This window comes from Robiginitomaculum antarcticum DSM 21748 (assembly GCF_000365025.1).
Classification (GTDB): domain Bacteria; phylum Pseudomonadota; class Alphaproteobacteria; order Caulobacterales; family Maricaulaceae; genus Robiginitomaculum; species Robiginitomaculum antarcticum.
In genome coordinates, this window is the sequence record NZ_KB823011.1 from 238,251 (window position 1) to 262,628 (window position 24,378).

Annotated in this window: 27 protein-coding genes and 1 tRNA gene; 15 read left to right on the forward strand and 13 right to left on the reverse strand. The window is 51.7% G+C overall.

Annotated features, from left to right (window positions below):
* Positions 1–16: 16 nt before the first annotated feature.
* Both H142_RS0101145 and H142_RS0101150 read left to right on the forward strand, forming a co-directional pair.
* On the forward strand, positions 17–1,258 hold the full coding sequence (locus tag H142_RS0101145; protein WP_156811917.1) for an acyl-CoA dehydrogenase family protein: 1,242 nt from the start codon (positions 17–19) through the stop codon (positions 1,256–1,258).
* A gap of 16 nt (positions 1,259–1,274) precedes the next feature.
* The gene (locus tag H142_RS0101150; RefSeq protein WP_017930255.1) at positions 1,275–1,760 is read left to right on the forward strand and encodes a YajQ family cyclic di-GMP-binding protein; all 486 of its coding nucleotides are present in this window, start codon (positions 1,275–1,277) and stop codon (positions 1,758–1,760) included.
* A 33-nt stretch (positions 1,761–1,793) separates the two neighbouring features.
* Here H142_RS0101150 and H142_RS0101155 read toward each other — a convergent pair whose 3' ends face one another.
* The 3 genes from H142_RS0101155 to H142_RS0101165 form a co-directional block, all read right to left on the reverse strand.
* Complete coding sequence (locus tag H142_RS0101155; protein ID WP_017930256.1) at positions 1,794–3,482, reverse strand: amidohydrolase; 1,689 nt, start codon at positions 3,480–3,482, stop codon at positions 1,794–1,796.
* Between the two features lie 47 nt (positions 3,483–3,529).
* Positions 3,530–5,680: a hybrid sensor histidine kinase/response regulator gene (locus H142_RS0101160; protein ID WP_017930257.1), complete on the reverse strand. Its 2,151-nt coding sequence runs from the start codon at positions 5,678–5,680 to the stop codon at positions 3,530–3,532.
* A 258-nt stretch (positions 5,681–5,938) separates the two neighbouring features.
* Positions 5,939–6,013: transfer RNA gene (locus tag H142_RS0101165), tRNA-Thr, on the reverse strand.
* 103 nt (positions 6,014–6,116) lie between these two features.
* Between H142_RS0101165 and H142_RS17120 the strand changes: the two genes are divergently transcribed.
* The 9 genes from H142_RS17120 (at position 6,117) to H142_RS0101210 (ending at position 11,109) form a co-directional block, all read left to right on the forward strand.
* Positions 6,117–6,239, forward strand: coding sequence for a hypothetical protein (locus tag H142_RS17120; protein WP_017930258.1), 123 nt, complete (start codon positions 6,117–6,119; stop codon positions 6,237–6,239).
* Positions 6,240–6,348: 109 nt separating this feature from the next.
* Positions 6,349–7,614, forward strand: coding sequence for a UDP-N-acetylglucosamine 1-carboxyvinyltransferase (murA, locus tag H142_RS0101175; RefSeq protein ID WP_017930259.1), 1,266 nt, complete (start codon positions 6,349–6,351; stop codon positions 7,612–7,614).
* Between the two features lie 9 nt (positions 7,615–7,623).
* Complete coding sequence (locus H142_RS13860) at positions 7,624–8,061, forward strand: DUF2948 family protein (protein ID WP_017930260.1); 438 nt, start codon at positions 7,624–7,626, stop codon at positions 8,059–8,061.
* Positions 8,058–8,549, forward strand: a complete 492-nt coding sequence (locus H142_RS0101185) for a UPF0262 family protein (protein WP_017930261.1) — start codon at positions 8,058–8,060, stop codon at positions 8,547–8,549. The genes H142_RS13860 and H142_RS0101185 overlap by 4 nt, the downstream gene beginning before the upstream one ends.
* Complete coding sequence (locus H142_RS0101190) at positions 8,546–8,977, forward strand: arsenate-mycothiol transferase ArsC (RefSeq protein WP_017930262.1); 432 nt, start codon at positions 8,546–8,548, stop codon at positions 8,975–8,977. Before H142_RS0101185 ends, H142_RS0101190 begins: the two co-directional genes overlap by 4 nt.
* 120 nt (positions 8,978–9,097) lie before the next feature.
* The gene (gene infA, locus H142_RS0101195; RefSeq protein ID WP_026147690.1) at positions 9,098–9,319 is read left to right on the forward strand and encodes a translation initiation factor IF-1; all 222 of its coding nucleotides are present in this window, start codon (positions 9,098–9,100) and stop codon (positions 9,317–9,319) included.
* 16 nt (positions 9,320–9,335) lie between these two features.
* Positions 9,336–9,905 carry a Maf family protein gene (locus H142_RS0101200; protein WP_017930264.1) on the forward strand — a complete coding sequence of 190 codons (570 nt, stop codon included), beginning with the start codon at positions 9,336–9,338 and terminating at the stop codon, positions 9,903–9,905.
* Positions 9,902–10,915, forward strand: a complete 1,014-nt coding sequence (locus H142_RS0101205; RefSeq protein ID WP_017930265.1) for a ribonuclease E/G — start codon at positions 9,902–9,904, stop codon at positions 10,913–10,915. Before H142_RS0101200 ends, H142_RS0101205 begins: the two co-directional genes overlap by 4 nt.
* Positions 10,915–11,109, forward strand: a complete 195-nt coding sequence (locus H142_RS0101210; RefSeq protein WP_017930266.1) for a DNA gyrase inhibitor YacG — start codon at positions 10,915–10,917, stop codon at positions 11,107–11,109. The genes H142_RS0101205 and H142_RS0101210 overlap by 1 nt, the downstream gene beginning before the upstream one ends.
* Here H142_RS0101210 and H142_RS0101215 read toward each other — a convergent pair.
* From H142_RS0101215 to H142_RS0101225, 3 genes are read right to left on the reverse strand one after another with little or no spacing between them, the layout of a single operon-like run.
* Positions 11,099–11,923: a glycerophosphodiester phosphodiesterase gene (locus tag H142_RS0101215; protein WP_017930267.1), complete on the reverse strand. Its 825-nt coding sequence runs from the start codon at positions 11,921–11,923 to the stop codon at positions 11,099–11,101. The genes H142_RS0101210 and H142_RS0101215 overlap by 11 nt on opposite strands.
* A 35-nt stretch (positions 11,924–11,958) precedes the next feature.
* Complete coding sequence (locus H142_RS0101220) at positions 11,959–14,118, reverse strand: M3 family metallopeptidase (protein ID WP_199351240.1); 2,160 nt, start codon at positions 14,116–14,118, stop codon at positions 11,959–11,961.
* Between the two features lie 35 nt (positions 14,119–14,153).
* Positions 14,154–15,341 carry a vWA domain-containing protein gene (locus H142_RS0101225; RefSeq protein ID WP_026147691.1) on the reverse strand — a complete coding sequence of 396 codons (1,188 nt, stop codon included), beginning with the start codon at positions 15,339–15,341 and terminating at the stop codon, positions 14,154–14,156.
* 108 nt (positions 15,342–15,449) lie between these two features.
* On the opposite strand from H142_RS0101225, the gene H142_RS0101230 reads away from it, so the two are divergent.
* The gene (locus H142_RS0101230; protein ID WP_026147692.1) at positions 15,450–15,878 is read left to right on the forward strand and encodes a GNAT family N-acetyltransferase; all 429 of its coding nucleotides are present in this window, start codon (positions 15,450–15,452) and stop codon (positions 15,876–15,878) included.
* Between the two features lie 2 nt (positions 15,879–15,880).
* Positions 15,881–17,359: a RimK family protein gene (locus H142_RS0101235; RefSeq protein ID WP_017930271.1), complete on the forward strand. Its 1,479-nt coding sequence runs from the start codon at positions 15,881–15,883 to the stop codon at positions 17,357–17,359.
* A 39-nt stretch (positions 17,360–17,398) separates the two neighbouring features.
* On the opposite strand, the gene H142_RS0101240 is transcribed toward H142_RS0101235, so the two are convergent.
* The 3 genes from H142_RS0101240 to alr all read right to left on the reverse strand — a co-directional run bounded on the left by H142_RS0101240 (position 17,399) and on the right by alr (position 19,459).
* Positions 17,399–17,749 (reverse strand): Kazal-type serine protease inhibitor family protein, encoded by a 351-nt coding sequence (locus H142_RS0101240; RefSeq protein ID WP_026147694.1) that lies wholly within the window; start codon positions 17,747–17,749, stop codon positions 17,399–17,401.
* Entirely contained in the window at positions 17,749–18,147 is a 399-nt protein-coding gene (locus H142_RS16970; protein WP_033314783.1) for a Kazal-type serine protease inhibitor family protein, read from the reverse strand. The genes H142_RS0101240 and H142_RS16970 overlap by 1 nt, the downstream gene beginning before the upstream one ends.
* A 109-nt stretch (positions 18,148–18,256) precedes the next feature.
* Entirely contained in the window at positions 18,257–19,459 is a 1,203-nt protein-coding gene (gene alr / locus H142_RS13870) for an alanine racemase (protein WP_017930272.1), read from the reverse strand.
* Positions 19,460–19,690: 231 nt separating this feature from the next.
* Here alr and H142_RS0101255 point away from each other — a divergent pair, with 231 nt between their 5' ends.
* Positions 19,691–20,005 carry a YdeI/OmpD-associated family protein gene (locus H142_RS0101255; protein WP_017930273.1) on the forward strand — a complete coding sequence of 105 codons (315 nt, stop codon included), beginning with the start codon at positions 19,691–19,693 and terminating at the stop codon, positions 20,003–20,005.
* A 215-nt stretch (positions 20,006–20,220) separates the two neighbouring features.
* On the opposite strand, the gene H142_RS0101260 is transcribed toward H142_RS0101255, so the two are convergent.
* The 3 genes from H142_RS0101260 to H142_RS0101270 are packed head-to-tail and all read right to left on the reverse strand — an operon-like array spanning position 20,221 to position 21,849.
* Positions 20,221–20,994: a sulfite exporter TauE/SafE family protein gene (locus tag H142_RS0101260; protein ID WP_017930274.1), complete on the reverse strand. Its 774-nt coding sequence runs from the start codon at positions 20,992–20,994 to the stop codon at positions 20,221–20,223.
* Position 20,995: 1 nt separating this feature from the next.
* Positions 20,996–21,526 carry a rhodanese family protein gene (locus H142_RS0101265; RefSeq protein WP_017930275.1) on the reverse strand — a complete coding sequence of 177 codons (531 nt, stop codon included), beginning with the start codon at positions 21,524–21,526 and terminating at the stop codon, positions 20,996–20,998.
* On the reverse strand, positions 21,523–21,849 hold the full coding sequence (locus H142_RS0101270; RefSeq protein ID WP_017930276.1) for an ArsR/SmtB family transcription factor: 327 nt from the start codon (positions 21,847–21,849) through the stop codon (positions 21,523–21,525). Before H142_RS0101270 ends, H142_RS0101265 begins: the two co-directional genes overlap by 4 nt.
* A 67-nt stretch (positions 21,850–21,916) precedes the next feature.
* Between H142_RS0101270 and H142_RS0101275 the strand changes: the two genes are divergently transcribed.
* Positions 21,917–22,771 (forward strand): MBL fold metallo-hydrolase, encoded by an 855-nt coding sequence (locus H142_RS0101275; protein WP_156811847.1) that lies wholly within the window; start codon positions 21,917–21,919, stop codon positions 22,769–22,771.
* A gap of 45 nt (positions 22,772–22,816) precedes the next feature.
* Here the strand turns inward: H142_RS0101275 and H142_RS0101280 are convergent, their stop codons facing one another.
* A complete protein-coding gene (locus tag H142_RS0101280; protein WP_199351241.1) occupies positions 22,817–24,313 on the reverse strand; it encodes a replicative DNA helicase in 1,497 nt (498 codons plus the stop codon).
* Positions 24,314–24,378 lie beyond the last annotated feature (65 nt).

Genomic DNA, 24,378 nt, shown 5'->3' on the forward strand with positions numbered 1-24,378 from the left:
ACTAGATATGACTGATATGAATCTTGGAATGAGCGAGCGCGTTAAGCCGCTGGTTGAAGCCGTACGCGATATAGTGCGTAATGAGATTATGCCGCTGGATGTGGAGTATCATCACGAGGTCGGTAAGCATCCGGATGGACGTTTTGCTTTTACAGACCGCCAGACTGAAATTCGCGAAAGCCTGAAAGCTAAAGCGCGCGAGCGCGGCCTGTGGAATTTTTGGCTGACGGATAGCGATAAGGGCTACGGATTGTCGACGGTCGAATATGCCTATCTGGCCGAAGAAATGGGCTGGTGCACCCTTGCGGCGGAAATCTTTAACTGCGCCGCGCCGGACACAGGCAATATGGAAGTTTTAGAGCGTTATGGCGCGCAAGAGCACAAAGATGAATGGCTGGGCGGTCTACTTGACGGTAAAATCCGTAGCGCGTTCTTGATGACAGAGCCGGATGTGGCCAGTTCCGACGCGACTAATCTGGATTTTTCGGCTGTTAAAGACGGCGATGAATGGGTCTTTAATGGTGAGAAATACTGGAGCTCGGGTGCCGGTGATCCGCGCTGCGCTGTTTATATCCTTATGGCCCGCACAGCGCCGCGCGATGGCGACATTCCGCGTCACAGTCAACATTCCATGTTCGCTATTCCCGCGGGACTTCCCGGGGTCACGATTTTGCGCGCCATGGAAGTCTTTGGTAATGACGATGCTCCGCATGGTCATATGCATATCCGGTTTGAAAATGTGCGCGTGCCGGCAAATGCCTTGCTGCTCGGCGAGGGCCGCGGTTTTGAAGTCTCCCAAGGCCGTCTCGGCCCCGGCCGTATTCACCATTGCATGCGCAGTGTCGGTCAAGCCGAACGCGCCTTAGAGCTGATGTGTAAACGCTCATTGAGCCGGACCGCCTTTGGCCGTCCTTTGGCTAAGCTGGGCGCAAATTACGATATCATTGCGCAGTGCCGTATTGAAATTGAGCAATCGCGTCTACTGTGCCTCAAAGCCGCATGGATGATGGATCAGGGCGATAAGCGCGCCGCTGCGCCATGGATCAGCCAAATTAAAGTGGCGGCGCCAAATATGGCCCTCAAAGTCATCGACGAAGCGATGCAAATGCATGGCGGCGTTGGCGTGTCTCAGGACACACCGCTGGCGGCCATGTATGCCGGTATGCGCACGCTGCGCTTTGCCGATGGCCCCGACGCCGTTCACCGTATGCAGGTTGCGCGTAAAGAGCTTCGTCAATATACGAACCAGAAAACATAGCTATTGGAGTTACCTTATGCCGTCATTTGATGTTGTATCGGAAGTCGACCTCGCCGAGGTCGATAATGCCGTTCAAAACGTAACGCGTGAAATATCGACGCGTTACGATTTCAAAGGCTCGTCCGCGCGTCTTGAGCATAAAGACGGCGTGCTGACCGTTCATGCCGATGACGAGCTCAAGCTCAAACAGATGCACGAGATTATTCGCGGGCAGCTTAACAAGCGCGGGATAGAGCCGGGTATGCTCGATTATCAAAAGATCGAGCCGGCGACGGGCATGAGCGTTCGACAAAATATCAATGTCAAACAAGGCCTTGAAAAAGAGCTCGCGAAAAAAATTGTCAAAGATATCAAGACTGAAAAACTAAAGGTTCAAGTCTCTATTCAGGGCGAAGAGCTGCGCGTCTCCGGCAAGAAACGTGATGACCTTCAATCCGCCATGGCCTTTATGAAAGCCATGGGATTAGAGCAGCCTTTGCAGTTTAAGAACTTTAGAGACTAGGTTTAAACTAAGTTAAACTCAAATTGGTGGCCGTTACTCGGCCATTATCACTTTGCCGCCCAGCACCGTGGCGACAGGCTCGACGGACAGGATTTCCGCTTCATCAATCGTCATGATATCGCCGTTAAAGACGGTGAAGTCAGCAACTTTTCCGACTTCAATTGTTCCCAAATTATCCTCTTGAAATGAGGCATAGGCCGGCCAAGCGGTGAACATTTTAAGCGCATTCAGACGCGATACGGCTTCCTCGGGATACCAGCCTTCGCCGGTAAATCCATTTTGATCTTTGCGGGCGACGGCGGCGTAGAACTCAATGCGCGGATCGCCGCGCTCGACCGGTGCGTCGGAACCGCCCGCAACAATCGTACCGCTATTGATTAGGCTTTGCCAGCTATACCCGCCTTTCAGGCGTTCTATGCCGATGCGGGCAGGGGCGAAATGCAAATCACCAATCGCGTGGCTAGGCTGCATAGATGGAATGACGCCAATCGCCGCAAAGCGATCCAGATCGTCAAGGTTTAAAATTTGGGCATGTTCAACACGCCAGCGCGGATCAACCACGCGGCGTTCGCTTTCGGGAACCGCATTAAAGGCCTCTTCATACCAGTCGAGAACCAAACGATTACCGCGATCACCAATGGCATGGGTGCTAACCTGTACACCTTCACGCAGTGCCATTGTGTAAATTTCAAGCGCTTCGTCCTTGTCGAGCATGATCAAACCGCGATTTTGCGGGTCGTCATCATAGGGCTCGAGCAAAGCGGCGCCGCGCGAGCCGAGGGCCCCGTCGACATAAAGTTTGATCGCGCGGGTCGTGACCAATTGGTCGTCCGCACGCGCGTCAGCAGACAGCACGTCAGGCGCGGAGCCGGTATAATCCATCGCATTATAAATGCGCAGAGGCATTTGCCCCTCATCGGAAAGTCCGGTCATGATGGACACATCATCAGGGTCGGCGCTCATATTATGGATGCCGGTCCATCCATAATCGGCATAGACATCGCCTGCGCGGATATAGGCGGCGCGGCGGCGCTCCGGCGTTTCTGTCGGAATAATATCCGCGAGCAGGCCTTGCGCTGTGTCGATCAACATGCCTGTGGGCCGACCGTCAAGTCCACGCAGAATATCGCCGCCAAAGGGTGCCTGCATCTCGACTGTGATACCCGCCAGCTCCAGAGCTTTGGAATTGACAACGCTGGCATGTCCGTCGGCGCGGCTCAGGATAATAGCGCGGTCCGTGCTGATTTGATCGAGATCTTCACGCGTCGGAAAGCGGTTTTCCGGCCAATGGGTTTCAATCCATCCGCGTCCCATGACAGGACTGTCTTCGGGGAGGGTGGCCATATGTGTTGTTGTGCGCCCGACTAAATCTGTGACGGACATTGTGCCCTCGAGATTAAGCGTAAGTTCCCGTTCCCCAATGCCGCGTAAATGGGCATGGGCATCGGTAAAGCCCGGATAAACATAACCCTTAAATATGGCGGATTGTGTTTTCTCGCGGCTATGTCCCGCGCAGGATAAATCAGTGCTGACGCATATGATTTTGCCGTCTGCCACCGCAATATCTCTCAAATCGGCTTGGGCGACATTGCCGGAATAGATCCCGTCTGCAGTGATATAAAGATCAGCAATGGGAAGTTTTTCAATGTCCTCCACGGCAACCTCAGAGGTGCAGGCGGAGAAGGTGATGGCAGCGCTAAAAAGCAGATAAGATAGTTTCATACGGCCTTAATAGGCCCTGTTTTACTCCGGCGAAAGTCTTTTATAATTTAAGCCGTCTGGATAACTTTTTCCGGAGTTTCTGAAAATACCGTATTAAACCCTGTCATCAATTCATTGAAATTCAGCGGTTTGGGAATGGCATAATTCATACCAATATTCTTGCATATCCGAACCTGTTGATAATCCGGGTCTGCTGTCAAGGCGATAATTTTGGTATCGGCATAGGGCGCGCCGCTATTTCTGATCGCTAAAGTAGCCTCAATGCCGTCCATAATCGGCATATGAATATCCATTAAAATGACATCAACATGGCGGGTTTTCAGAATTTCAATTGCGGCTTGTCCATCATCGGCAATTATCATTTCTGCAATTTTAGGCTCTAAGAGAGAACGCACGACCAGTTGATTAATCTGGTTGTCTTCAGCGACCAAAACGGTGAGGCGGCTAATATCGACATCCTTGTTAGCGTTACTATTGACGCTCGCAAATATCTGCGTTTTCTCAGACCTGTCTGAGGTATTCACGGGCGTATCACGCGTTTCTTGAGAGGCCGGGGGGTTCTTTTGCGCCTTTAGACTCTGACGCCGGATGTCTTCAGCGTCATCCATACTTACCCGCCTGACATCACCCGCGCGCGGCAGGGCGCGGCGTTCGCCTTCGCGGCGCTTTAGCGGCAACGTTAAAGCGAAAGTGGTCCCAATAGTGGGCTGGCTTTTAACCGAGACTTTACCGCCCATAACTTCGGACAAGCGCTTGACGATCGACATACCCAGTCCGGTTCCGCCGTAATCCGCAGAGGTTTGGTCAGTCGCCTGCTGAAAGGGCGTGAATACGCCGCGCAATTGCTCGGGCGTCATACCGATGCCTGTGTCACGAATAGCGGTGACAAAATAAGGTAGGCCACTACGCTCTACAACTGTGCAGATGACATCGACCTGACCATTTTTTGTGAATTTGATCGCGTTAGAAAGGAGGTTGTTTAGGCATTGATGATAGCGTAGCGGATCAATGATTAGCGTGTCGGGAACGTTATCTGTAATACGTAAGGTCAGCTTGGTACCGTTACTATTGGCTTTATCATCCCACAACGTCTTGATATTATGTAAGAGCGTACGGGGTGCAGTTAATTCCGGCATGACCTTGACCTTGTCGGCAGCAAGCTTGGCATGATCGAGCGTATCATCCATTAGTTTAAGCAGCATATTGGCGCTGTCTCGAATAATACCCAACTGCTCTGAAATAGTCTCACCGGCCTCTGTCTGCAACAAGGCTTCGGTCATACCCAGAACACCATTCATTGGCGTGCGGATTTCGTGACTCATATTTGCCAGATATTCGTTTTGGGCCTTGTTCATCCGCTCGGCATCTTCAGCCCGGCGGCGCCAAGACTGCAATGACACGCGCTCTTCGGTCTGGTCGATAATAAAACAATTTACTCCGATAGGCTTTCCGGCTTCCGAAAAAATAGGAATGCCTATATTGCGCTGATAGACGACACCGGCCTTGTCGAGAACAACGCGGTAGCAGAAATCCATAACAGACTGGCTCTTAAATCCTTCACTCCAAATTATCCGGATGCGGTCTACATCTTCCGGATGAAGAATCGACCATAATCCATCATTGTAAATCCGGGCCTTCTCACGGTCAGACAGGCGCGATAAAATTGAGTCACTGATAGTGAACTTATTGTCTTTAAAAGAATACTGCCAATATCCTGCTCCGGCCTGCACCATGGCCAGATCCATTAACTGTTCGCGCCGCTGCGTTTTTGTTATATCTTCAGTTAGGACAATTAAAACGCCATTTGACCCATAGGAGTGGCGTGTTTTGATGACGCGTCCATCCAAGGCAGTACGGCTAAATTCGGCGGTATCGCTTTCGTGAAGTGCTGATTTTGAGCGGATGTTATTCCACGTCTCTGCCAGGGTAATATCCGGACCGAAATCACCCCGCCGAATGGCATGCTCGACAATATCTTTACCGCTGCGGCCGGGCAAATATAAATCTTGGGGCATATCATTATGACGCAGAGTAGCAGCGTTGTGGGCCAGGACGTTCAAATTTGGATCAAAAATAACAACGCCGATGTCGAAGGACTCGCCTAAAGTCTTGATGAGGTCATCCAAAGTGACTTCGTTTTTTTTAGTTTTAACCGCTGTGTTCGACACGTTTTTATCTAGTGGTACGTTTTCAGTCATGCTCTTCCCTAACGCGTGCCCACACCGTTCCTTTTTGTGACACATAAAGGAAAAGAAACTGCTAACGAGATCCAACAGGTGATGAGTGGCCTGAGCTTAATATCTTGCTCTAACTTATAAACGTATGAAGTGTTCTGGATTGAGTAAAAACACGAGAGGCTGCCGCGCTGTTTATATTAGCAAAGCTTAAAAAAGTATCACAGCAAACTGCTTCATAACGTACTTAATGTGATGCGATTATGTATGGTATAAGGAAAATGGTGCCGCGAGGGAGAATTGAACTCCCGACCTCATCATTACCAATGATGCGCTCTACCCCTGAGCTACCGCGGCCCTGAACATATTAGGAAGAGGGCAGGCCATTAGCGCAAAGCTCTGCACTTGAAAAGCCCTCAATTGTTGACGCGCTGCACATTGCGGGCCTAGGACAAAGGCTATGAGCGATAATGATAAAACAACTGATAAAAAAGAGGCCGAGCGGCAGCGCAAAGCCAAGGCCCTGCGCGATAATTTACGCCGCCGTAAACAGGCGACTCGCAAAACGCCGCCGCCTGCATAGCGCTCATCGTAAATATGCGGTCATAAAAACGTACAGTTTCCACCTTCTTTTTGCCGCTTGAATTCGCCACACTGGCTTTGTGATTCTCAATAAATAAAGGCTGCCGACAATGGATAAAATCGTAATTACAGGCGGCCGCGCGCTTAAGGGCGAGATTGAAATTAGCGGGGCTAAAAACTCCGCTATCAAGCTTATGGCGCTGTGTCTTCTCACCGATGAGCCACTTGAGCTAACCAATATGCCTGACCTGATGGATACGCGATCCATGGCTCAATTGCTTGAGCATCTGGGCGTTAAGCATGCGCGTGGTCCTGGCGCGCGCATGACATTGCATGCTCCCGATCTGGCCCATACCGAAGCGCCCTATGATCTGGTGCGTAAAATGCGCGCTTCATTTAATGTTCTCGGGCCGATACTGTCGCGCGAGCACAAAGCGCGCGTTTCGCTGCCCGGCGGCTGCGCGATCGGCGCGCGTCCCGTGGATTTGCACCTCAAAGCCATGGAGAGCCTGGGCGCGAAAATAGACCTTGTGGACGGCTATGTCGTGGCAACCGCTAAAGGCGGGCTTAAAGGCGCGGAGATCACTTTCCCGTTCGTCTCTGTCGGGGCGACAGAACACACAATGATGGCGGCCGTTTTGGCTAAAGGCGAAACTGTTTTATATAACGCCGCGCGCGAGCCTGAAATTATTGATCTGGCCAACTGCCTGAACGCGATGGGCGCGCAAATCGTCGGCGCAGGGCGTTCAGAAATCCGTATTAACGGCGTCGACAAGCTGTCGGGCGTAAGCCATGCCGTTGTGCCGGACCGTATCGAAGCGGGCACATATGCGCTGGCCGCCGCGACCACAGGTGGCAAAGTCCGACTGGCCAATGTGCGCTCCGACCATTTGGGCGCGCTATGGCCGCTGATTGCACAGGCGGGCGCCAAAGTCACAATGGATGAGACCGGCGTTGTGATCGAGCGTAACCCCAAGTCGCGTCTGCGTCCCGTTGATGTTGAGACGCAGGCCTATCCGGGCTTTCCGACTGATTTACAGGCGCAATTTATGGCTATGTGCTGTTTGGCCGATGGCGTGTCGATCATCCGCGAGAATATTTTTGAAAACCGCTTCATGCACTGCCCCGAGCTTATCCGACTGGGCGCGAACATAAAAGTTACAGGACGCGAAGCCATTGTGCGCGGCGTGAAAGAGCTTCGCGGCGCGCCGGTTATGGCCACCGATCTGCGCGCCTCGGCCTCTCTGATTGCAGCAGGCCTCGCGGCGCACGGCGAAACCTCGATCAGCCGCGTCTATCATTTAGATCGCGGTTTTGAACATATCGAGGTGAAACTTGGGAATTGCGGTGCTAGGATCAAACGGATGAAGGAATAGGGGCCCGTTATGGCACAAAATGATCGTCTGAGATTACAGGCAATGGACGAACGCGATCTCGTTGTGGTTTCAGCTGCGTTACAAGATGGCATCGCTCAGGTCGGTGACATCAAATTTGATCGAAAAGCCCGGAGTTTCTCACTTATCTTTGCCCGCTTTCGCTGGGAAAAGTCCGACTACGGCAAAGGTGAGCGCATCGGTGCGGCTTTGCGTATAGACGGCGTATTAAATGTGCGTTCGCGCGGTATAGACCGCAGTAATCCCGAGGCCCGCGCTGTGCTGTTGTCTATGGAATTTACCGCAGGCAACACCGCGCCCGAAGGTTTGCTCACCCTTACATTTGCAGGCGATGGCGAAATCGCGCTCGAGGTTGAGGCGCTGGACGTCATGCTCGTTGACGTTACGCCATCGCGCGGCGCGGGCGTCAGGCCAGATCACGATACATGATCGAAACGCGGATCATCGCCGAATTGGTTATTGATAATGATAGCCTCCCGCCCAGCAGTCCGGAAATGGTGCATGAGCGGCGCGTGGCGATATTCGACATTCTCGAAGAAAATGAATTTGCGCTCATTGACGGTCCCGAAGGGCCTTACAGGGTCGATCTGGGCATGATTGAGAAGCGTTTAAAGCTGGGCGTGTCTCATATTGACGGCGCGCCAATCAAAGATGTTATGGTGTCGATGACCGCTTTTCGCCGCGTCATCAAAGACTATTTTATGATCTGCGAGAGCTATCATAACGCCATTCGCACAGCTATGCCGGCGCAGATTGAAGCTATCGATATGGGCCGCCGGGGGCTTCATAATGAAGGCTCACGCATGCTCTCAGACGCACTGCGCCAACATGCTGAAATTGATTTCCAAACCTCGCGCCGCTTATTCACGCTGATTTGCGCGCTGCACCGACGGCCAAAACGGGATGTCATGTCATGAAAAAGCCGCCAAGTTCTATCTTATTCATTTGCCAGCTCAATTCTATCCGCTCGCCTATGGCAGAAGCCCTGATGCGAAAGCATTATGGCGCGCGTAGTTTTGCTGATAGCTGCGGTGTTTATGCCGGAGATCTGGATGACTTCATGGTCTCAGTGCTGGCCGAGCAAGGCATGGATATGTCCGGCCACGAAGCGCAAAGCCTGGCGCAGCTTCAGGATTCAAATTTTGACGCCGTGATCGCTTTTACGCCAAACGCCTTTGAGGCGGCGAAAACTGTGTTCGAAGATACAGAGACGAAGGTGACCCATTGGCCGATGCCGGATCCGACACAAGGTTCGCTGGACGTGCGTGCGCTTATGGACAATTACCGCAGTGTGCGTGAAATGATTAAATCACGTCTCGTCGAGGCTTTTGGCCCGCCAGATTAAGTTTAAACTCTTGAGCTGTAGCTGGTAAAACACATAATAAAACTGGCATTTGGCTGATTAATAACTATATCCATTTCGAAGCGGCCTCTTTTGGGCCGTAAATTACGACAAGGAGCCATTTTGGCGAAAGAAGACTTATTAGAATTTGAAGGTGAAGTTATGGAACTTCTCCCGAATGCAACGTTCCGCGTGCGGTTACTGACCAATGATCATGAGATTATTGCCCATACCGCCGGGCGTATGCGTAAAAACCGTATTCGCGTATTGGCCGGTGACAAAGTCACCGTCGAAATGACGCCCTATGATCTGTCCAAGGGACGGATCACTTACCGCTTTAAATAAACGCGCCCGCGCGGCTATGACAGTCTCCCTTGTTCTAGCCAGCGCGTCCCCGCGGCGAAAGTCGCTGCTCGCGCAAATCGGCATTATGCCGGACGTCATAACCCCCTCAGATATAGACGAAACGCCGGCCGGCGAAGAGCTGCCGCGCCCTCATGCGCTGCGGCTTGCAGAGCAAAAGGCGCTTGCGGTTCATGTAGCAGGGCAATTTACCTTGTCGGCAGATACGGTTGTCGGCGTTGGACGTCGGATTTTGCCTAAGACTACAGACGAAGCCGCCGCCCGGGCCTGTCTGCAGCTGATGAGCGGACGGACGCACCATGTTTATACCGGCGTGTGCTTAATCGGGCCGGATGGCGCTAAGAGCGTCAAAGTTTCGGACACTAAAGTTAAAGTGAAACGCCTGACTGACGGCGAAATTGAACGCTATATCGCGACCAAAGAGTGGGATGGTAAAGCGGGCGGCTACGCCATTCAAGGTCAGTTTGAAGCGTATATTTCCTCTATTCAAGGCAGCTATTCCGGCGTCGTCGGATTGCCGCTTCACACCGTGCAAAATATGCTATCCGGCATGGGGTATAGCAAATGATTATCCAGCGTGAGCGCCGTATTGGCGAGATCCGATACGCCCTTGTCAAAGGTAAAGCCGGCGCGGTCGAATACCATCTTTTCCGTGACAGCCAGGCGGGTTACCCGCGCGCAGGTGATATATTTAATGCGCGCGTAACCACACTGGATAAATCACTCTCCGCAGCCTTTCTGGATTTAGGGTTTGGTCCTGCGGGATTTTTAAACTTCACTCTTGCGACAAATGCCCCCCGGCTTCGCGAAGGCATGATGATCCGCGCCGAGATTTTGCGTGAAGCGGAGGCTGAAAAGGGCCCCGTTGTCAAATTCACCGGCAGGTCTGACGCTGATAAGACCGGACGCATTTCAGGGACTTCCGTTGAGGATGAACTCATTGCGCGCTATCCCAATGCCAAAATCACAGATACGGTCATTGAGGGCTTTGATATATCGCGTGAGCGTGAATTTGCGATTTCGCAGGGCGGGACTTTGACGATTGAGCCGACCCGCGCCGTCACCGCCATTGACGTTGATACCAATACGGGCGGACAAAAACGTGATGTCGCTATCGCCGCAGCCAAAAGCGCGGCGCGGCTTGTGCGGCTATTTAATATTGGCGGACTGATTTTAATCGATTTTCCCGGTCTTCGCAAAAAAAATGAACGGGATCAGAGCTGGAAAGCACTGTCTACGGCGCTGGATAATGATCCGGCGACGACGAAAATTGCGCCTATGTCGCGTTTCGGGACAGTTGAGTTCACACGTCAAAAATCTGGACAGAGCCTGATACAAATGCAGCTGGATCGTTTCGGACAGCTTACACCGGAAACTTTGGCCTTGGACGGGCTTAACCGCCTTATCCGCGAAAGCCGCGTGCATGGCGGCGCCCAGCTGACCCTTTATTTGCCGCAGGCGGCGATGGACTGGCTGTCGAAAAATGAGATTGACTGGAATGATGCTGTGACGGAACGTATTGGCGCGCGGTTTCGTTTAGAACTCGGCCCCGCCATAGATATAGCCTCGGATCGATAATGACTGAAAACGCCGCCAAATGTCCTGTTTGCAAAAACCCTGCCCATGAGGCTTTTGCGCCATTTTGCTCGAAACGCTGCGCCGATGTGGATTTGCATCGCTGGATGAGCGGGCGTTATGCTATTAAAGGTCAAGACGGTGAAGCCGCCATTCCGGCAAATGATACGGGTAAGAATACTGACTTTACAGAATAATTTTGTCAAAAATCTTTTTATTATCAATGAAGTATAGGTCTATATTCATCATCTTTTTGTGTTGTTGGACTTTTCTGAGCTCCACATAACTAAATGTCGAAACTTCAATTCCGGCATCGTGATAGGCGTCGACGAGCGCCCGGCTGACCATGCTGACCGGCACGCAAACAGATCCGGCGCTCGCTGCAAGCAAATTGCGCATTTCGCCTTTAACCGGACCGTTGACAAACCATCCCGACCGCTCTCCATGAATATACCGGCGTTCACTATCGGGCACGCGGCCGTTGTGCGCGTGAAAAACTTTATGGACTGAACGGACAAGTGGGCCGGGGGATTTGCACCAATGCGAGAAAGATAGCGCAATATCGGGTTCAATAGTGTGCATGGCATACAGCGCTTCTGGCACCCACGAAACATATGTCACGCGATCATGTAAGCGGTAAAGGCGTACAAGACTTGCAATCTCGACTTCAAAACCTGCGTCTTTAATATCGATTAGAAACCGGGACTGTGTATTGCCACTTCCGACAATGGCTTGAAGTAGCGCTTCGAATGTCGGAAAGAGGGGAAAGTCGCCGCCAAGACCTTGGTAATCCGCGGCGGTAAAATCGGCGAGGCGGCGTTTTCTGCCGCGCCCGTCTTTGGCCGACTCGTCGTGATAAATCATCGGCGTGCCGCATGCGGCGACGCGGATATCAAATTCTAAATGCTTTACGCCGAAGGCCAGCGCTGCGCGCAGGCCTTCAAGCGAGTTTTCGCGGGTAGAAAACCCCCGAAACCGGTGGGAAATAAGGTCATCTAGACAAATGCTCATATGAAACCGCCCCCGCAATGCGGGGGCGTTAAATCTTATTCCATGTCCTTCGGAACAGGGAAGCCGCGTTTGCGCATAAGCGGCGCAATAGACACATCACGACCGCGGAAGGCGCGAAAGCCGTCTGCAGGGTCAACAGTATCGCCAACGCTCATAATGTTCTCGTATAGGCTTTTAGCGACGGCTTCGTCATAGAAACTTCCGGCTTCTTCAAACGCTTCAGCGGAGTCGGCCGTTAGCGTGTCTGACCACAGATAGCTGTAATAGCCAGCGCTGTAACCCCCGGCAAAAATGTGCCCGAAATGCGGCGTGCGGTGGCGCATAACAATCGCGCTGGGCATGCCAAGCTCAGCCAATGTTTCACGTTCAAACGCGTCGGGGTCAATTTCACCTTCGGCCATATGAAGTTTCATATCGACGAGAGCACTGGCTAGATATTCAACGGTTGAGAAACCTTGGTTAAATGTCTCGGCGTTTTTCATTTTATCCAGTAGATCCTGCGGAATTGGCTCTCCTGTTTCGTAATGTACAGCATAAGTGTTGAGCACTTCCGGAGTTTCAAGCCAATGCTCGTTAAGCTGGCTCGGGAACTCGACATAATCACGCGCGACAGCTGTTCCGGATTGACCGGGATAGGTCACATTAGAGTTCAGACCGTGCAAAGCGTGGCCGAATTCGTGGAACATCGTATTGGCATCATCCCATGAGATCAGTGTTGGCTCGCCTTCCACACCTTTTACAAAGTTGGAATTATTCGTGACGATGACTTTGACGTCTTTGCCATCCATGCGGTGCTGCGTGCGCAGGGCGTTCATCCACGCGCCGGAGCGTTTGCCTGTGCGCGCATAGGGATCAAAATACCACAGGCCTTGAAGATCGCCGTCTTTCATAACCTTCCAGACGCGCACGTCAGGGTGATAGACGGGAACGTCTGTTACCTGTTCAAATTCAAAATCATAGAGACGTCCTGCTGCGTAGAACATGCCTTCGCGAAGCTTTTCCATTTGCAGATAAGGTTTGACCAGGTTGAAATCGAGATCGTATTTATCTTTGCGAACTTTCTCTGCATAATAGCGGTAGTCCCACGGCTTAATAGTGATATTCGCGCCTTCTGTATCGGCCACGGATTGCATGTCGGCAATTTCCTCATTGGCGCGGGCTACTGCGGCGGGCCAGACGGTTTCCATCAAATCAATCGCGTTTTGCGGTGTCTTGGCCATGCGGTCTTCGAGCGCCCAATGGGCATGTGACTCATAGCCCAGCAATTCGGCGCGTTGCTGACGCAGGGTCAGAATTTCTGTGATGATGGCATTATTGTCATTGGCATCGCCATTATCACCGCGATTATAGTATTTATTCCAAACCTCTTCGCGTAATTGGCGGTTGGAACTATAGGTTAGAAACGGATCCATGGAGGAACGCGTATTGGTTACAACCCACTCATTATCTGCGCCCTGCGCCGCCATAGATGTGACGAGCCAATCAGGCAGTCCGGCCAGATCGTTTTCATCCGTAATGACAGTTGTATATTTTTCTTCATCGGCCTGTACGTTTTGACCGAATTGTGTGGTCAGGCTCGAGAGACGCGAATTTATCGCGGTTAGCTGCGCTTTATCTTCATCATTTAAATTTGCGCCCTGACGGACAAATCCAAGATAACGTTCAGTAACCAGACGCTTTTGAATCGGGTTTAAAGTCTCTGCCTCCATATTTTCATAAACGGCTTTGACGCGCGCAAAGAGTTTTTCATTTTGCGTGATACCGTCCGAAAAGGCTGAAAATTTAGGAGACATGCGGGTCTGAATGCCGCGAATTTCATCATTGGCCAGATTGCTGGCATGGACCCCGAAAATGCTTGAGGCGCGGCTTAGCGGCTCGCCAGCGCGCTCCATGGCTAAGATTGTGTTCTCAAATGTTGCAGGCTCGGGATTTTTCGCAATAGCGTCATATTCAGCCTGCGCCATCTCCAGGCCCATGATCAGGTTGGCTTCAAAAGTGGAGGCCTTAACCTCACCCCATGGCGGAACGCCGTCATAAGAACCGCTCCATTCTGCCAGCATGGGCTTATTGGCAATTGAAGCATCAACGGAATTCTCCACTTTCACCGTCTCATTATTGCTGTCGGCGGGCAGTGCTGTGCAGGAAATTAATAAAGCGGCCATTGCGGCGCCGGTCAGTAGTGCGGTTTTTGTCATGTCATGCTCCATTTCTTATATTTAAAACTTTGATTTTAACGTGCGAGGACTTTCATCGCGTCCTCTATTCCGGATAATGTCATGGGGAACATACGATCCTCCCCAATAATCTCTTGAATAATCTGCGTGGACTGGCTGTACTGCCAGTATTCTTTCTGTGTGGGGTTAATCCAGACCAAATGGTCGTAAATGTCCACTAATCTTTTCAGCCAGACCGCCCCGGCTTCTTCATTCCAATGCTCGACGCTACCACCGCGCATTGTCACTTCATACGGACTCATTGCCGCGTCACCAACGATAACAATGCGGTAGTCGGACGGGTATTTGTGCATAATATCCCAAGTTGGCGTGACTTCACGCATGCGGCGCATATTGTCTTTCCAGACATGCTCGTACAGGCAGTTATGGAAGTAGAAATAATCCAGACGTTTGAATTCCGACCGCACAGCGGAGAACAGCTCTTCAGCCTGCTTCACATAGCTATCCATTGAGCCGCCAATGTCAAAAAAGGCGAGGACTTTGACGGCATTGCGCCGTTCGGGGCGCATTTGAATATCCAGCCAGCCTTGTTTGGCCGTGCCTTTAATTGTGCCGGCCAGATCCAGCTCCTCTGCTGCGCCTTCGCGCGCAAATTTACGCAGGCGGCGCAGAGCGACTTTAATATTACGGGTCCCCAGTTCTCTATCGCCGTCAAGGTTTTTGAACTGGCGTTTATCCCACACTTTGACGGCTTTGCCATGACGGCCTTTGTTTTGGCCGATACGTATGCCTTCGGGATTATAGCCATTATTGCCAAAGGGCGAGGTGCCGCCCGTGCCGATATTTTTACTGCCGCCTTCATGCCGTTTATCTTGGTTTTCCAGCCGCTCTTTTAACTTTTCCATCAGCGCGTCAAACCCGCCCGCGGCTTCAATCTCGGCCATTTCTTCGGGCGATAGAAGCTTTTCCATTTGCGCCCTCAGCCAATCTTCGGGAAGATCGACGGCGTCTTGGCCGAAAAAATCCGGCATATAATCCATGCCGCGAAAGACATGGCCGAAGACCTGATCAAATTTATCCAGATCGCGCTCATCTTTGACTAAAGCCGCGCGTGAGACAAAATAAAAGTCATCGACGCTGTCATTGACAACGCCTTTATCCAGCGCTTCGATCAGTGTGAGATATTCACGAATTGAGACCGGAATTTTTGCGGCGCGCAGATCTTCGAAAAAGGTTTGAAACATAGCCTTGTCTAGCGCGTAATTATTCGCTTTCAAAGGGGTCAAAGCGCGCATAATATAAGCTATTCAATTCCGTGAGGCCTGTGCCTTTTTGCACCCGAAGGTGCGTCCATGATCCGAAACGCCGTGATGAGTGACCTTGGTGCGTTATGCGCTCTTGAGAGGAGCCTATTTGCGTCTGACCGCCTCTCGCGGCGCGCTTTACGTTATCATATCCGCAGCCGGCATGCTGTCATGATGTGCGACGTCGTTAATGACCGGATGCGGGGCTACGGTCTTGCGCTACGATATGAAAGTCAGCGCGCGGCGCGGCTCTATTCGCTAGCGGTAGACCCGGATTATCACGGGCAGGGTATTGCCGGGGGGTTAATTGCTGCGCTCGAAGCTACATGCGGGAAATCAGTCATTCGATTGGAAGTGCGCCGCGATAATAATCGCGCCCGCGCATTTTATGAAAAGCAGGGCTATGTTGCTACGGCTACGCGCAATGATTTCTACTCTGATGGTGAGGCCGCTATTCTTATGAAAAAAGGTTTGTAATCATGTCGCAAACACCGCGCATTATTTCCCATATCATTATTGTGGACCGCATTTTAGGCGTCATCAAACCGCTTAAAGGACGGCTAATATTGACGCCGGGCGACTATATAGCGGAGACATATCCGGCCGGCATCAAAGTGTTGCCCCGTACGCGCGTGATAAATCTGTGCAATGATTATGGATATCTGAAAACGGGTTATTATTGCTCGCTTATGGCTGATGCCCGCGGGCAGCGCTGCACGCCGTCCGTGTCCGAAGTCATACATTCCAATTGGAAGCGGCTCTATGCGGAGCGTTTCGCCGCTCTGGAAGCGGCGCTGAATGACGCAGATGTTATTGCAGAGTTGGACAGACAGGATATTTTGGATATCTATTTTGGCCGCGCGGCAAAGCCGGAGTTGCAAGAGTTTACGCGTATGGCGTTCGATGCATTGCGCCTTCCGGCCATGCGCATAACCCTCGGCCGCAAATCCGGACGATTGTCGATACGCAATATTTCTCCTATAAAGATCCGCGATATTACGGATGTAGAGAGATTTAATCTGGCGCTGGACGAATTTTCCGGCGCGCGCTGGTTTAATCCGCGTGCCCGCGAAGGCAGCGAGAAATACTGGTTGGCCATCTTGCATAACCCTCATGATCCGCTCGCCCCGTCAAATCCGGCTGCGCTGAAAAAATTCATTCGTATCGGCAAGACAATGGGCTTTTATGTCGAGCTTATCACAAAGGCCAATTTTGACAGCTTACTGGAATTCGACGCGCTGTTTATTCGCGATACGACGGCAGTCAATAACCACACCTACCGCTTTGCTGAAAAAGCTGAGCGCGAGGGCATAGCCGTTATCGATGATACGCAGTCAATCCTGCGGTGTTGTAACAAAGTCTATTTACAGGAAATGCTTCGGAAACATAATATTCCAGCGCCGCCATCGCAATTTCTCTATCGCCGCCAGAAAGACTTTCCGCAAATTCCCGATAGCGGGTTTCCAAAGGTCCTAAAAGTCCCTGACGGGGCCTTCTCGCTTGGCGTGTATAAGGTTAACTCTCAGGCTGAACTTGCAGAAAAGTCCAAAGAGATGTTCAAAAGCTCTGAAATTATCCTGATGCAGGATTTCGTCAAATCAGACTTCGACTGGCGGCTTGTGACCTTGGGCGGAAAGGTTATTTTTGCCTGTAAGTATCATATGGCGAAGGGGCATTGGCAGATTTACAATCATAAAAGTACCGGCAGCCAATATGGACAGGTAGATTGCGTCCGCATTGATGACGTGCCCGAGACCATATTGAACGCCGCTATTAAAGGCGCCAATATTATCGGCACAGGGTTATATGGCGTTGATCTGAAAGAGGTCGACGGTAAGCCCATCGTTATCGAAATTAACGACAACCCGAATATCGATGCAGGATTTGAAGATCAGCTCTTAAAAGACGAGCTTTACGCCGCTATATTTCGCCATTTTAAAACATTGATTGATCGCTAAGGTTCGGCATAACTGAAACGCTAAGGCAAAACGTCCCTGTCACTGACATTCTCCGTCATAAGCGATGTTGACGCCGGCGTTTCCGGCCATGCAGCTATTGCCATAAGTTTGTCCGTCGCATCCACAAACCGGCAGATATTGCATGGTGCAAACCATTTCGCGCTGCGGCATGCAAATTCCGCTCTGATCGGCATAGCCACAGCCTTTTTGAGCTTCAATGACGCAACGCTCATTCGGATCAGCGCAGGTAAAACCGGCAATCCCGCCGCACATCTGACCCGTCGCCTGTTGATTGCGGCGCGGCGGCTCGGGCTGCGGGTTAGAAGACGGCGGCGGACTGGCGCAGGCCGCTAATATAGCCATGGCCGTCATTAAGAACAGCGCGCGCATTACCGGCACTGGCCCGCATAGGCAGCGCTCACACCCTTAGCATTTGCCGCGCATTCATTGGAGTAGGTCTGTCCGTCACAGCCGCAGACGGGGTTGTAATCGGTTGTGCAAAGTTCAGGCGTGGCGCGGCATGTGCCGGGCGCATCTGCTGCTCCGCATATATCGCTGATATTACGGTGGCAATATTCGCCCGCATTACAGCTTTGCTGACCGGCCACCATGCCGCCGCAATAGCGTGCATTCGGGGGTGGCGTTTGCGTGCCGGGAAAGCCGGGCGGGGGTATATGCTCGCCTTGGGTCGGCGGCGGCCCCGGATCATAGACGGGCGGCTGCGGGGCGCAGGCGGCCAGCCAAAGATATGAGACGAAAATAACGAAGATCAAATATACTGGTTTCATCGCTTTATCCTTTTTTCGGGTCTAAAATTTACCCGTTTTTTTAGTTATGCCATGAAGCTTGTAAACTGTCAGAAACTATAAGCAAAATCAAAGTTAGGAAAAAGACGTTTTAATCCTTATCGTAACTGCGGAAGAAACGGCTGCCGAGCATAGTCAGCATCTGGTAATTGAGAACCCCTGCCGCATCGGCATAAGGTTGCAACTGATCGGCAAGCAGGGTGACAACCTGTCCGGGTTTGGGCGGACGGCGCGTGCCTGTCATGTCCAGTATCGTCAGGTCCATGCTAATGCGGCCCGCCGTCGATAGATTTTGTTTGTCCAGACGTCCTATGACCGTGCCATTGGGAACCAGAGGAAGACCGTCGGCATAACCGACGCCGATCGTGGCGATTGTCATATCGCGCGGGGCGATAAAGCTGGCGCCATATCCGGCGCTTTCGCCTTTTTTAAGCTCATTAACCTGCAAAATCGGCGCTTCGATTTGAACGACAGGGCGTGTGGTTTCCTGCGCGGGGGTCTTCGTCGCCGCAAGACCGTATAGCGCGCATCCCGGACGCACCATATCGAAATGAAAGTCCGCGCCCAGATAGACTCCGGCGCTATTTGACAGGCTGAGCGGCACAGGCGGGAAGGACTTAATAACCGCCGCGAACATTTCGCGCTGTTTTCGGTTTTTGCGGTTATCGGCATCAGGCGCGCAGGCCAGATGGCTCATAAGGTGATCCGGATTGAGCCGCGCGACGAGCGCCGTATCGCTTCGCAGCGCATCAAGTTCTGACCCGTGAAACCCCATACGGTTTATGCCCGTATCAAAATGAATCGCGCAGCGCGGCCGGGCCTCTTGCGACTTAAGCCCCTGATCCCATAAATAAGCCTGCGCCATATTATTGATAACGGGTTTGAGCTTGAAGGCGTAAAACAGCGGCAGTTCACGCGGCGTCGGGCCGTTAAGCACATAAATGCTCGGTGTCTTGCCAATATGATCGCGCAGCGCTTTGCCTTCATGCGCGGTGGAGACAAAGAAATTGCGGCATCCTGCACCGTATAATGCGCGGGCGACATGTTTGGCGCCAAGGCCGTAGGCATCGGCTTTGACCACGGCGCTAACCACGACGGGACGGCCCTTGCGCGCGCAAAGTTTTTTTATGGCTTCATAATTATCCGTCAGCGCCGTCAGATTGACCCTTAATAAGGCCCGACCTGACGGTTTGGGGACAAAGGGCTCGTCATCGCCACCACTCTTTTTAGGCGTAGGGGGACGCGACGCCGTTATCGGGCTTTTGCGTTTAAAGGGCGGGCGTGAATCAGGCATAATCTATCCTTAGCGCTGATTATGACAAAAGCGTAGTAGTGATGTAGAGTATTTGTCGGGGCTTTCAGGGGCGTACTAATATCGCCCCGTTTCAAAACAGGTGAGTAGATGCAACGTAGAATTCATAACGACCCTCGAAGGGTAACTCGCCCTCGTCATATTATCCGGAATAGGCCCTCATTGTTCGGCAGGGATATTTGACGGCTCATATAGATTTGCTAAGATCAACATATGAAAAAGAAGATATCAGGCGGTCTTGTACATGACTTACCCGCTGATTTAGGGGATGCGTTAATTGAAACACCGAACATTACCGCGCTCTGGGAAAACTTAACACCGATTGGGCGAAATGAATTTATTTGCTGGGTCGAAGATGCAAAGCAAGACAAGACGCGCGCCAGACGGATTAAGCGAACGGTAGAAGACCTGACCGAAGGCAAAAAACGTCCCTGCTGCTGGGCGGGCTGTATTCATCGCACTGACAAAATACCCAGCAAATGGCAGCAGGCGGTGTTAATAGATAAAAAGGCTAAAACCAAAATTTAAGTGTGGATTTCGGCCTTTGGCAGTCGTTTTGAGGACAGTACTTATAATCAAGCATCGATCACTAAGGTGCTTGTCTATTTTAGGTGTTAGGGTTTTAGTTGATTTACCATCAGCTATGTCAATCGGCCATCGCGCCAATCTCTACCCGTATTTAACCAAATTTTTGGCCAAGAAGGTGCGATGAAGCCATGTTCTAAATGTCGTAAATTACGCAATTAAATGGCGTTCAGACCGACATAGCCGGCAACCAGAATAATCATGGCTGCAAATCCCTTTCTGGCTATATTCACGCGGGAAGCCAGTTTTTTGGCTATAAAAACTCCAACGAGTCCGCCGAATATTCCGCCTAAAAGCATCAAGCCGAGCAGGTTATAATCAAGCCAGCCCGAAAGGGCATAATTGGCCGACGTTGTCGCGCCGAAAATGGTGACTGAAACCAGTGAGGATGCCGTGGCATTTGACAGGGTCATTCCCGTGGCCAACATCAAGCCCGGCACAATAAGAAATCCGCCGCCTATTCCGAAGAAACCGGCAGCCAGCCCAACAATGAGGCCTAACGGGGCCAGTTTTAGAATAAGCTTTGGCGTTATTGTGATATCAGGATCACCTTCAGATTTTGGCTTTCTGAACATGGATAGCCCTATCGTTGCCATAGCGATGGCAAACCCAATTAAGAGAGTTTGCCCGTCGATCATTTTTGCAAGGCTTGATCCGAGAATGGATCCGAAGAGTCCCGAAGCGGCAAATACGGTGGCGCAAGGCCACTTCACGCGCCCGCCCTTCCAGTGTCCAAAAAGACTGAAAAGAGCGATGGCGGCTACGGCCGCGGCAGATGTGCCAATCGCCATATGAGGATCAGATACCCCGACGACATATAATAAGAGGGGCGCCGCTAAAACGGATCCGCCGCCCCCGAATATGCCTAAAAATAAGCCGACAATAGCGCCGCTTGCAATAGCCAGTCCAATGATCTCTGCCGTGATTTCCATCTTAATTAAAAGCTTTTCGGTTCCACGGCATCCGCATCAGGACGCCGGCCATTGCGCAAGTTCCGCTCAGGCCTGAAAACATTAATCCGCCGCCAATAAAGGCGGAAATGCCAAATAGGACAGGGTGAACAAGGTAGCCTAAAACAACGCCAATGAGCGTTAGAAAACCGGCGGTAATCTGGACTTGACGATTAAGTTCAATCGGGACGGATGTATCTACAACAACCGGCAAATTTGCGCTTTTCCAAGCGTTTAATCCCCCTTCCATAATTGAGGCGTGACCCTCAACATGAGTAGCAAGCTGGTCGCAATTGACCTCTGTCCTGTTCCCCGATCGACAATGAAAAACGACATGCTTTCCCACGTCGAGATCAATATCTCCTTTAGTCAGAGCAGAGAGCGGAATATTAAGCGCGTCTTTGATATATTCGCGCGAATATTCATCCGCCTCACGAATGTCGATAAGTGTGATGTTTCCCGATGTCATGCCGCTGGCGACATCTTCGGGGCTGATTTGATTGAGTTGAGTCATATTAACATCTCCGGGCAGTAAATTGAGGCTAGCGTTTTCATAATGGTCAACGCAGCCGGATCAGAAACTGAGTAATAAATTATCTGACTTTCCCGCCGTGTCGCGACCAGACCTTGATCTCGAAGCACAGCTAAATGCTGTGAAAAAGCAGATTGAGAGAGGCCGGAATCTTTTTGTAAATCACCGACAGAGAGTTCGCCGCCGCTCAGGCGGCACAGTATCATGAGGCGCCGCTCATTCGATAGCGCCCGCAGCATCGCTGCGGCTTCGGACGCCTTGGTCTCGAAAAGCTTGGGATCTAAAAGTGCATTGGTCATATTCATGTCATTATATATATTAGCTATTGCTAAATAAGCAAGTACTAATATATATAATATGACAGAGGAGTTTATGATGATTAATACACAAGCCTTTTTTGACACGAAAACGAATACGGTTACTTATCTGGTATGGCATGATGAAAGCCGCGAAGCGCTGGTGATCGATCCTGTATTGGATTACGAGCCCCATGCCGCGCGTCTGGATACATATTCTGCTGACGGGGTAATAAAGGCCGTTGAAGATAAAGGCCTAACCTTGACGTGGGTGCTTGATACCCACGCACATGCTGATCATCTCTCGGCAGGTCATTATATACGTGAGAAAACCGGGGCTAAACTCGGAATCGGCGCGCATATTGAACAGGTTCAATCTTTCTTTCACCCCTTTTTTGGAGCGCCTAACGAGCCAATACATACTGAGACCTTTGATGCATTATTTAAGGATGGTCAGACATTTCAATTGGGTGATAACACCGTAAAAGTTCTGTTCACCCCAGGGCATACGGCAGCCTGTGTTACCTATTTGATCGCAGATATGGCCTTTGTCGGCGATACATTATTTATGCCGGATTACGGCACGGCGCGCGCTGACTTTCCGGGCGGGAATTCGTCGATATTATATAAATCCATTCAAAAGATTTTATCCTTGCCGGAGACCACGCGCATTATGGTTGGACATGATTACCGCCCTGAAGGTCGCGACGTGCATCGATGGGAAAGTACAGTCGCGGATCAACGCAAAAACATTCACTTAAACGGTAAAACTGAAGCTGACTATGTTGAGATGCGCGATGCCCGCGATGCGACGCTCAGCGCCCCCCGGCTTATCCTGCCGGCTTTACAAGTCAATATCCATGGAGGGGCTCTGCCGCCGGTAGAGCGTGACGGCCATATATATTTAAAGATTCCAATTAACCGGATCTAGGAGGGCAATCACGGCTGACATCAGGCAAGCGCTACTGGCGCTTACTTACCCCACATAGCCGTCATAACGGTCGTCCTGCACAAGATTGCCGAATTTGGTCAGCTCGGCTGTAAAGGACAATTTGACCGTTCCGATCGGGCCATGGCGCTGTTTGCCGACAATAACTTCGGCTTTGCCGTGCAGCTCTTCCATCTCGGTTTGCCACGCCATGTGCTCTTCTGTGCCTTCGCGTGGCTCCGTGCGGGATTTGTAATACTCTTCGCGGAAGACGAACATGACCACGTCAGCGTCTTGCTCAATTGAACCGGACTCACGCAGGTCAGAGAGCTGCGGGCGTTTATCTTCACGCTGCTCCACCTGACGTGAGAGCTGGGCGAGAGCCAGCACGGGAACATCAAGTTCCTTGGCCAGCGCTTTAAGGCCCATCGTGATGGCGGTGATTTCCTGTACTCGGTTATCAGAGCTTTTCATCAAGGCGCCGCCGGAGAGCAGCTGCAAATAGTCAACGACGATAAGATCAAGCCCGCGCGTCCGCTTCAGGCGGCGACAGCGCGCCACCAGTCCGCCAATTGACAAGCCGCCCGTGTCATCAATGAAGAGCGGGATAGCTTGCAGCTCTGCCGCGCTATCTCGAATGGCGTCGAACTGGTCGGGCGTGATTTCGCCGCGCCGGATTTTATTGGACGGGACGCCGCTATGTTCGGCCAGAAGACGCGTGGCGAGTTGCTCGCTGCTCATCTCCAGTGAGAACAGCGCGCAGACGCCGCCTTCAACGGCTTTTTCGTTACCCAGCACGTCTTTTTCGCTTTTGTAATTTCGAGCGACATGAAAAGCGATATTAGCGGCCAGCGCTGATTTACCCATAGAGGGCCGGCCCGCGAGAATAATCAAATCGGATTCGTGAAGCCCGCCAAGCTGCCTGTCCAGATCGACAAGTCCGGTCGAAAGCCCTGACAGCCCGCCATCACGTTCATAGGCGGCCCGCGCCATATTGATGGAGGCGGTGACCGCAGTTTCAAAACTGTCAAACCCGCTCTGCGCGCCGCCGGACTCCGCCAGGTCGAACAGTTTACGTTCGGCCAGTTCAATCTGCTCAATAGCTTCGGCTTCGGTTTCAGGGTTTTCGGCAAATTCACGGATTTCACCACCAACGCGGATCAATTCGCGGCGGATCGCCAGATCGAAAATCAGCTTGGCATAGGCCGGTCCCGCCGCACCGGACGGGGCATTATGGAGCAGGAAGGAGAGATATTCGACGCCGCCAATTTCCGACAGGCCTTCATCTTTTTCGAACCGGTTTTTAAGCACTACAGCATCGGCGAGAGAGCCGCGCTGGATCAGCGTCGCAATGACATCGAAAATGCGCATATGGACGGGATCATAAAAATGCTCGCCGCGCAGAAAATCCCCGAGACGGTTATAAACTTCATTATCGTATAAAATTGCGCCGAGCAGAGCCTGCTCCGCGTCGATATTATGGGGGGCGGTCTGGACGATATCGTCCCCGTCCATGTCGGAATATGTGTCGAGTGCTGTAGCCATGCACATACCTATACAGCCAAGGCGACAAGGTGAAGAGGCCTGCCGCTAAGCGATGTGAATAAAGT

Bases quoted from the DNA above. Each gene is read 5' to 3' on its own strand.
- H142_RS0101145 (WP_156811917.1), top strand. From the start codon at position 17: ATGAATCTTGGAATGAGCGAGCGCGTTAAGCCGCTGGTTGAAGCCGTA.
- H142_RS0101150 (WP_017930255.1), top strand. From the start codon at position 1,275: ATGCCGTCATTTGATGTTGTATCGGAAGTCGACCTCGCCGAGGTCGAT.
- H142_RS0101155 (WP_017930256.1), bottom strand. From the start codon at position 3,482: ATGAAACTATCTTATCTGCTTTTTAGCGCTGCCATCACCTTCTCCGCC.
- H142_RS0101160 (WP_017930257.1), bottom strand. From the start codon at position 5,680: ATGACTGAAAACGTACCACTAGATAAAAACGTGTCGAACACAGCGGTT.
- H142_RS17120 (WP_017930258.1), top strand. From the start codon at position 6,117: ATGAGCGATAATGATAAAACAACTGATAAAAAAGAGGCCGAGCGGCAG.
- murA (WP_017930259.1), top strand. From the start codon at position 6,349: ATGGATAAAATCGTAATTACAGGCGGCCGCGCGCTTAAGGGCGAGATT.
- H142_RS13860 (WP_017930260.1), top strand. From the start codon at position 7,624: ATGGCACAAAATGATCGTCTGAGATTACAGGCAATGGACGAACGCGAT.
- H142_RS0101185 (WP_017930261.1), top strand. From the start codon at position 8,058: ATGATCGAAACGCGGATCATCGCCGAATTGGTTATTGATAATGATAGC.
- H142_RS0101190 (WP_017930262.1), top strand. From the start codon at position 8,546: ATGAAAAAGCCGCCAAGTTCTATCTTATTCATTTGCCAGCTCAATTCT.
- H142_RS0101200 (WP_017930264.1), top strand. From the start codon at position 9,336: ATGACAGTCTCCCTTGTTCTAGCCAGCGCGTCCCCGCGGCGAAAGTCG.
- H142_RS0101205 (WP_017930265.1), top strand. From the start codon at position 9,902: ATGATTATCCAGCGTGAGCGCCGTATTGGCGAGATCCGATACGCCCTT.
- H142_RS0101210 (WP_017930266.1), top strand. From the start codon at position 10,915: ATGACTGAAAACGCCGCCAAATGTCCTGTTTGCAAAAACCCTGCCCAT.
- H142_RS0101215 (WP_017930267.1), bottom strand. From the start codon at position 11,923: ATGAGCATTTGTCTAGATGACCTTATTTCCCACCGGTTTCGGGGGTTT.
- H142_RS0101220 (WP_199351240.1), bottom strand. From the start codon at position 14,118: ATGACAAAAACCGCACTACTGACCGGCGCCGCAATGGCCGCTTTATTA.
- H142_RS0101225 (WP_026147691.1), bottom strand. From the start codon at position 15,341: ATGTTTCAAACCTTTTTCGAAGATCTGCGCGCCGCAAAAATTCCGGTC.
- H142_RS0101230 (WP_026147692.1), top strand. From the start codon at position 15,450: ATGATCCGAAACGCCGTGATGAGTGACCTTGGTGCGTTATGCGCTCTT.
- H142_RS0101235 (WP_017930271.1), top strand. From the start codon at position 15,881: ATGTCGCAAACACCGCGCATTATTTCCCATATCATTATTGTGGACCGC.
- H142_RS0101240 (WP_026147694.1), bottom strand. From the start codon at position 17,749: ATGCGCGCGCTGTTCTTAATGACGGCCATGGCTATATTAGCGGCCTGC.
- H142_RS16970 (WP_033314783.1), bottom strand. From the start codon at position 18,147: ATGAAACCAGTATATTTGATCTTCGTTATTTTCGTCTCATATCTTTGG.
- alr (WP_017930272.1), bottom strand. From the start codon at position 19,459: ATGCCTGATTCACGCCCGCCCTTTAAACGCAAAAGCCCGATAACGGCG.
- H142_RS0101255 (WP_017930273.1), top strand. From the start codon at position 19,691: ATGAAAAAGAAGATATCAGGCGGTCTTGTACATGACTTACCCGCTGAT.
- H142_RS0101260 (WP_017930274.1), bottom strand. From the start codon at position 20,994: ATGGAAATCACGGCAGAGATCATTGGACTGGCTATTGCAAGCGGCGCT.
- H142_RS0101265 (WP_017930275.1), bottom strand. From the start codon at position 21,526: ATGACTCAACTCAATCAAATCAGCCCCGAAGATGTCGCCAGCGGCATG.
- H142_RS0101270 (WP_017930276.1), bottom strand. From the start codon at position 21,849: ATGAATATGACCAATGCACTTTTAGATCCCAAGCTTTTCGAGACCAAG.
- H142_RS0101275 (WP_156811847.1), top strand. From the start codon at position 21,917: ATGATGATTAATACACAAGCCTTTTTTGACACGAAAACGAATACGGTT.
- H142_RS0101280 (WP_199351241.1), bottom strand. From the start codon at position 24,313: ATGGCTACAGCACTCGACACATATTCCGACATGGACGGGGACGATATC.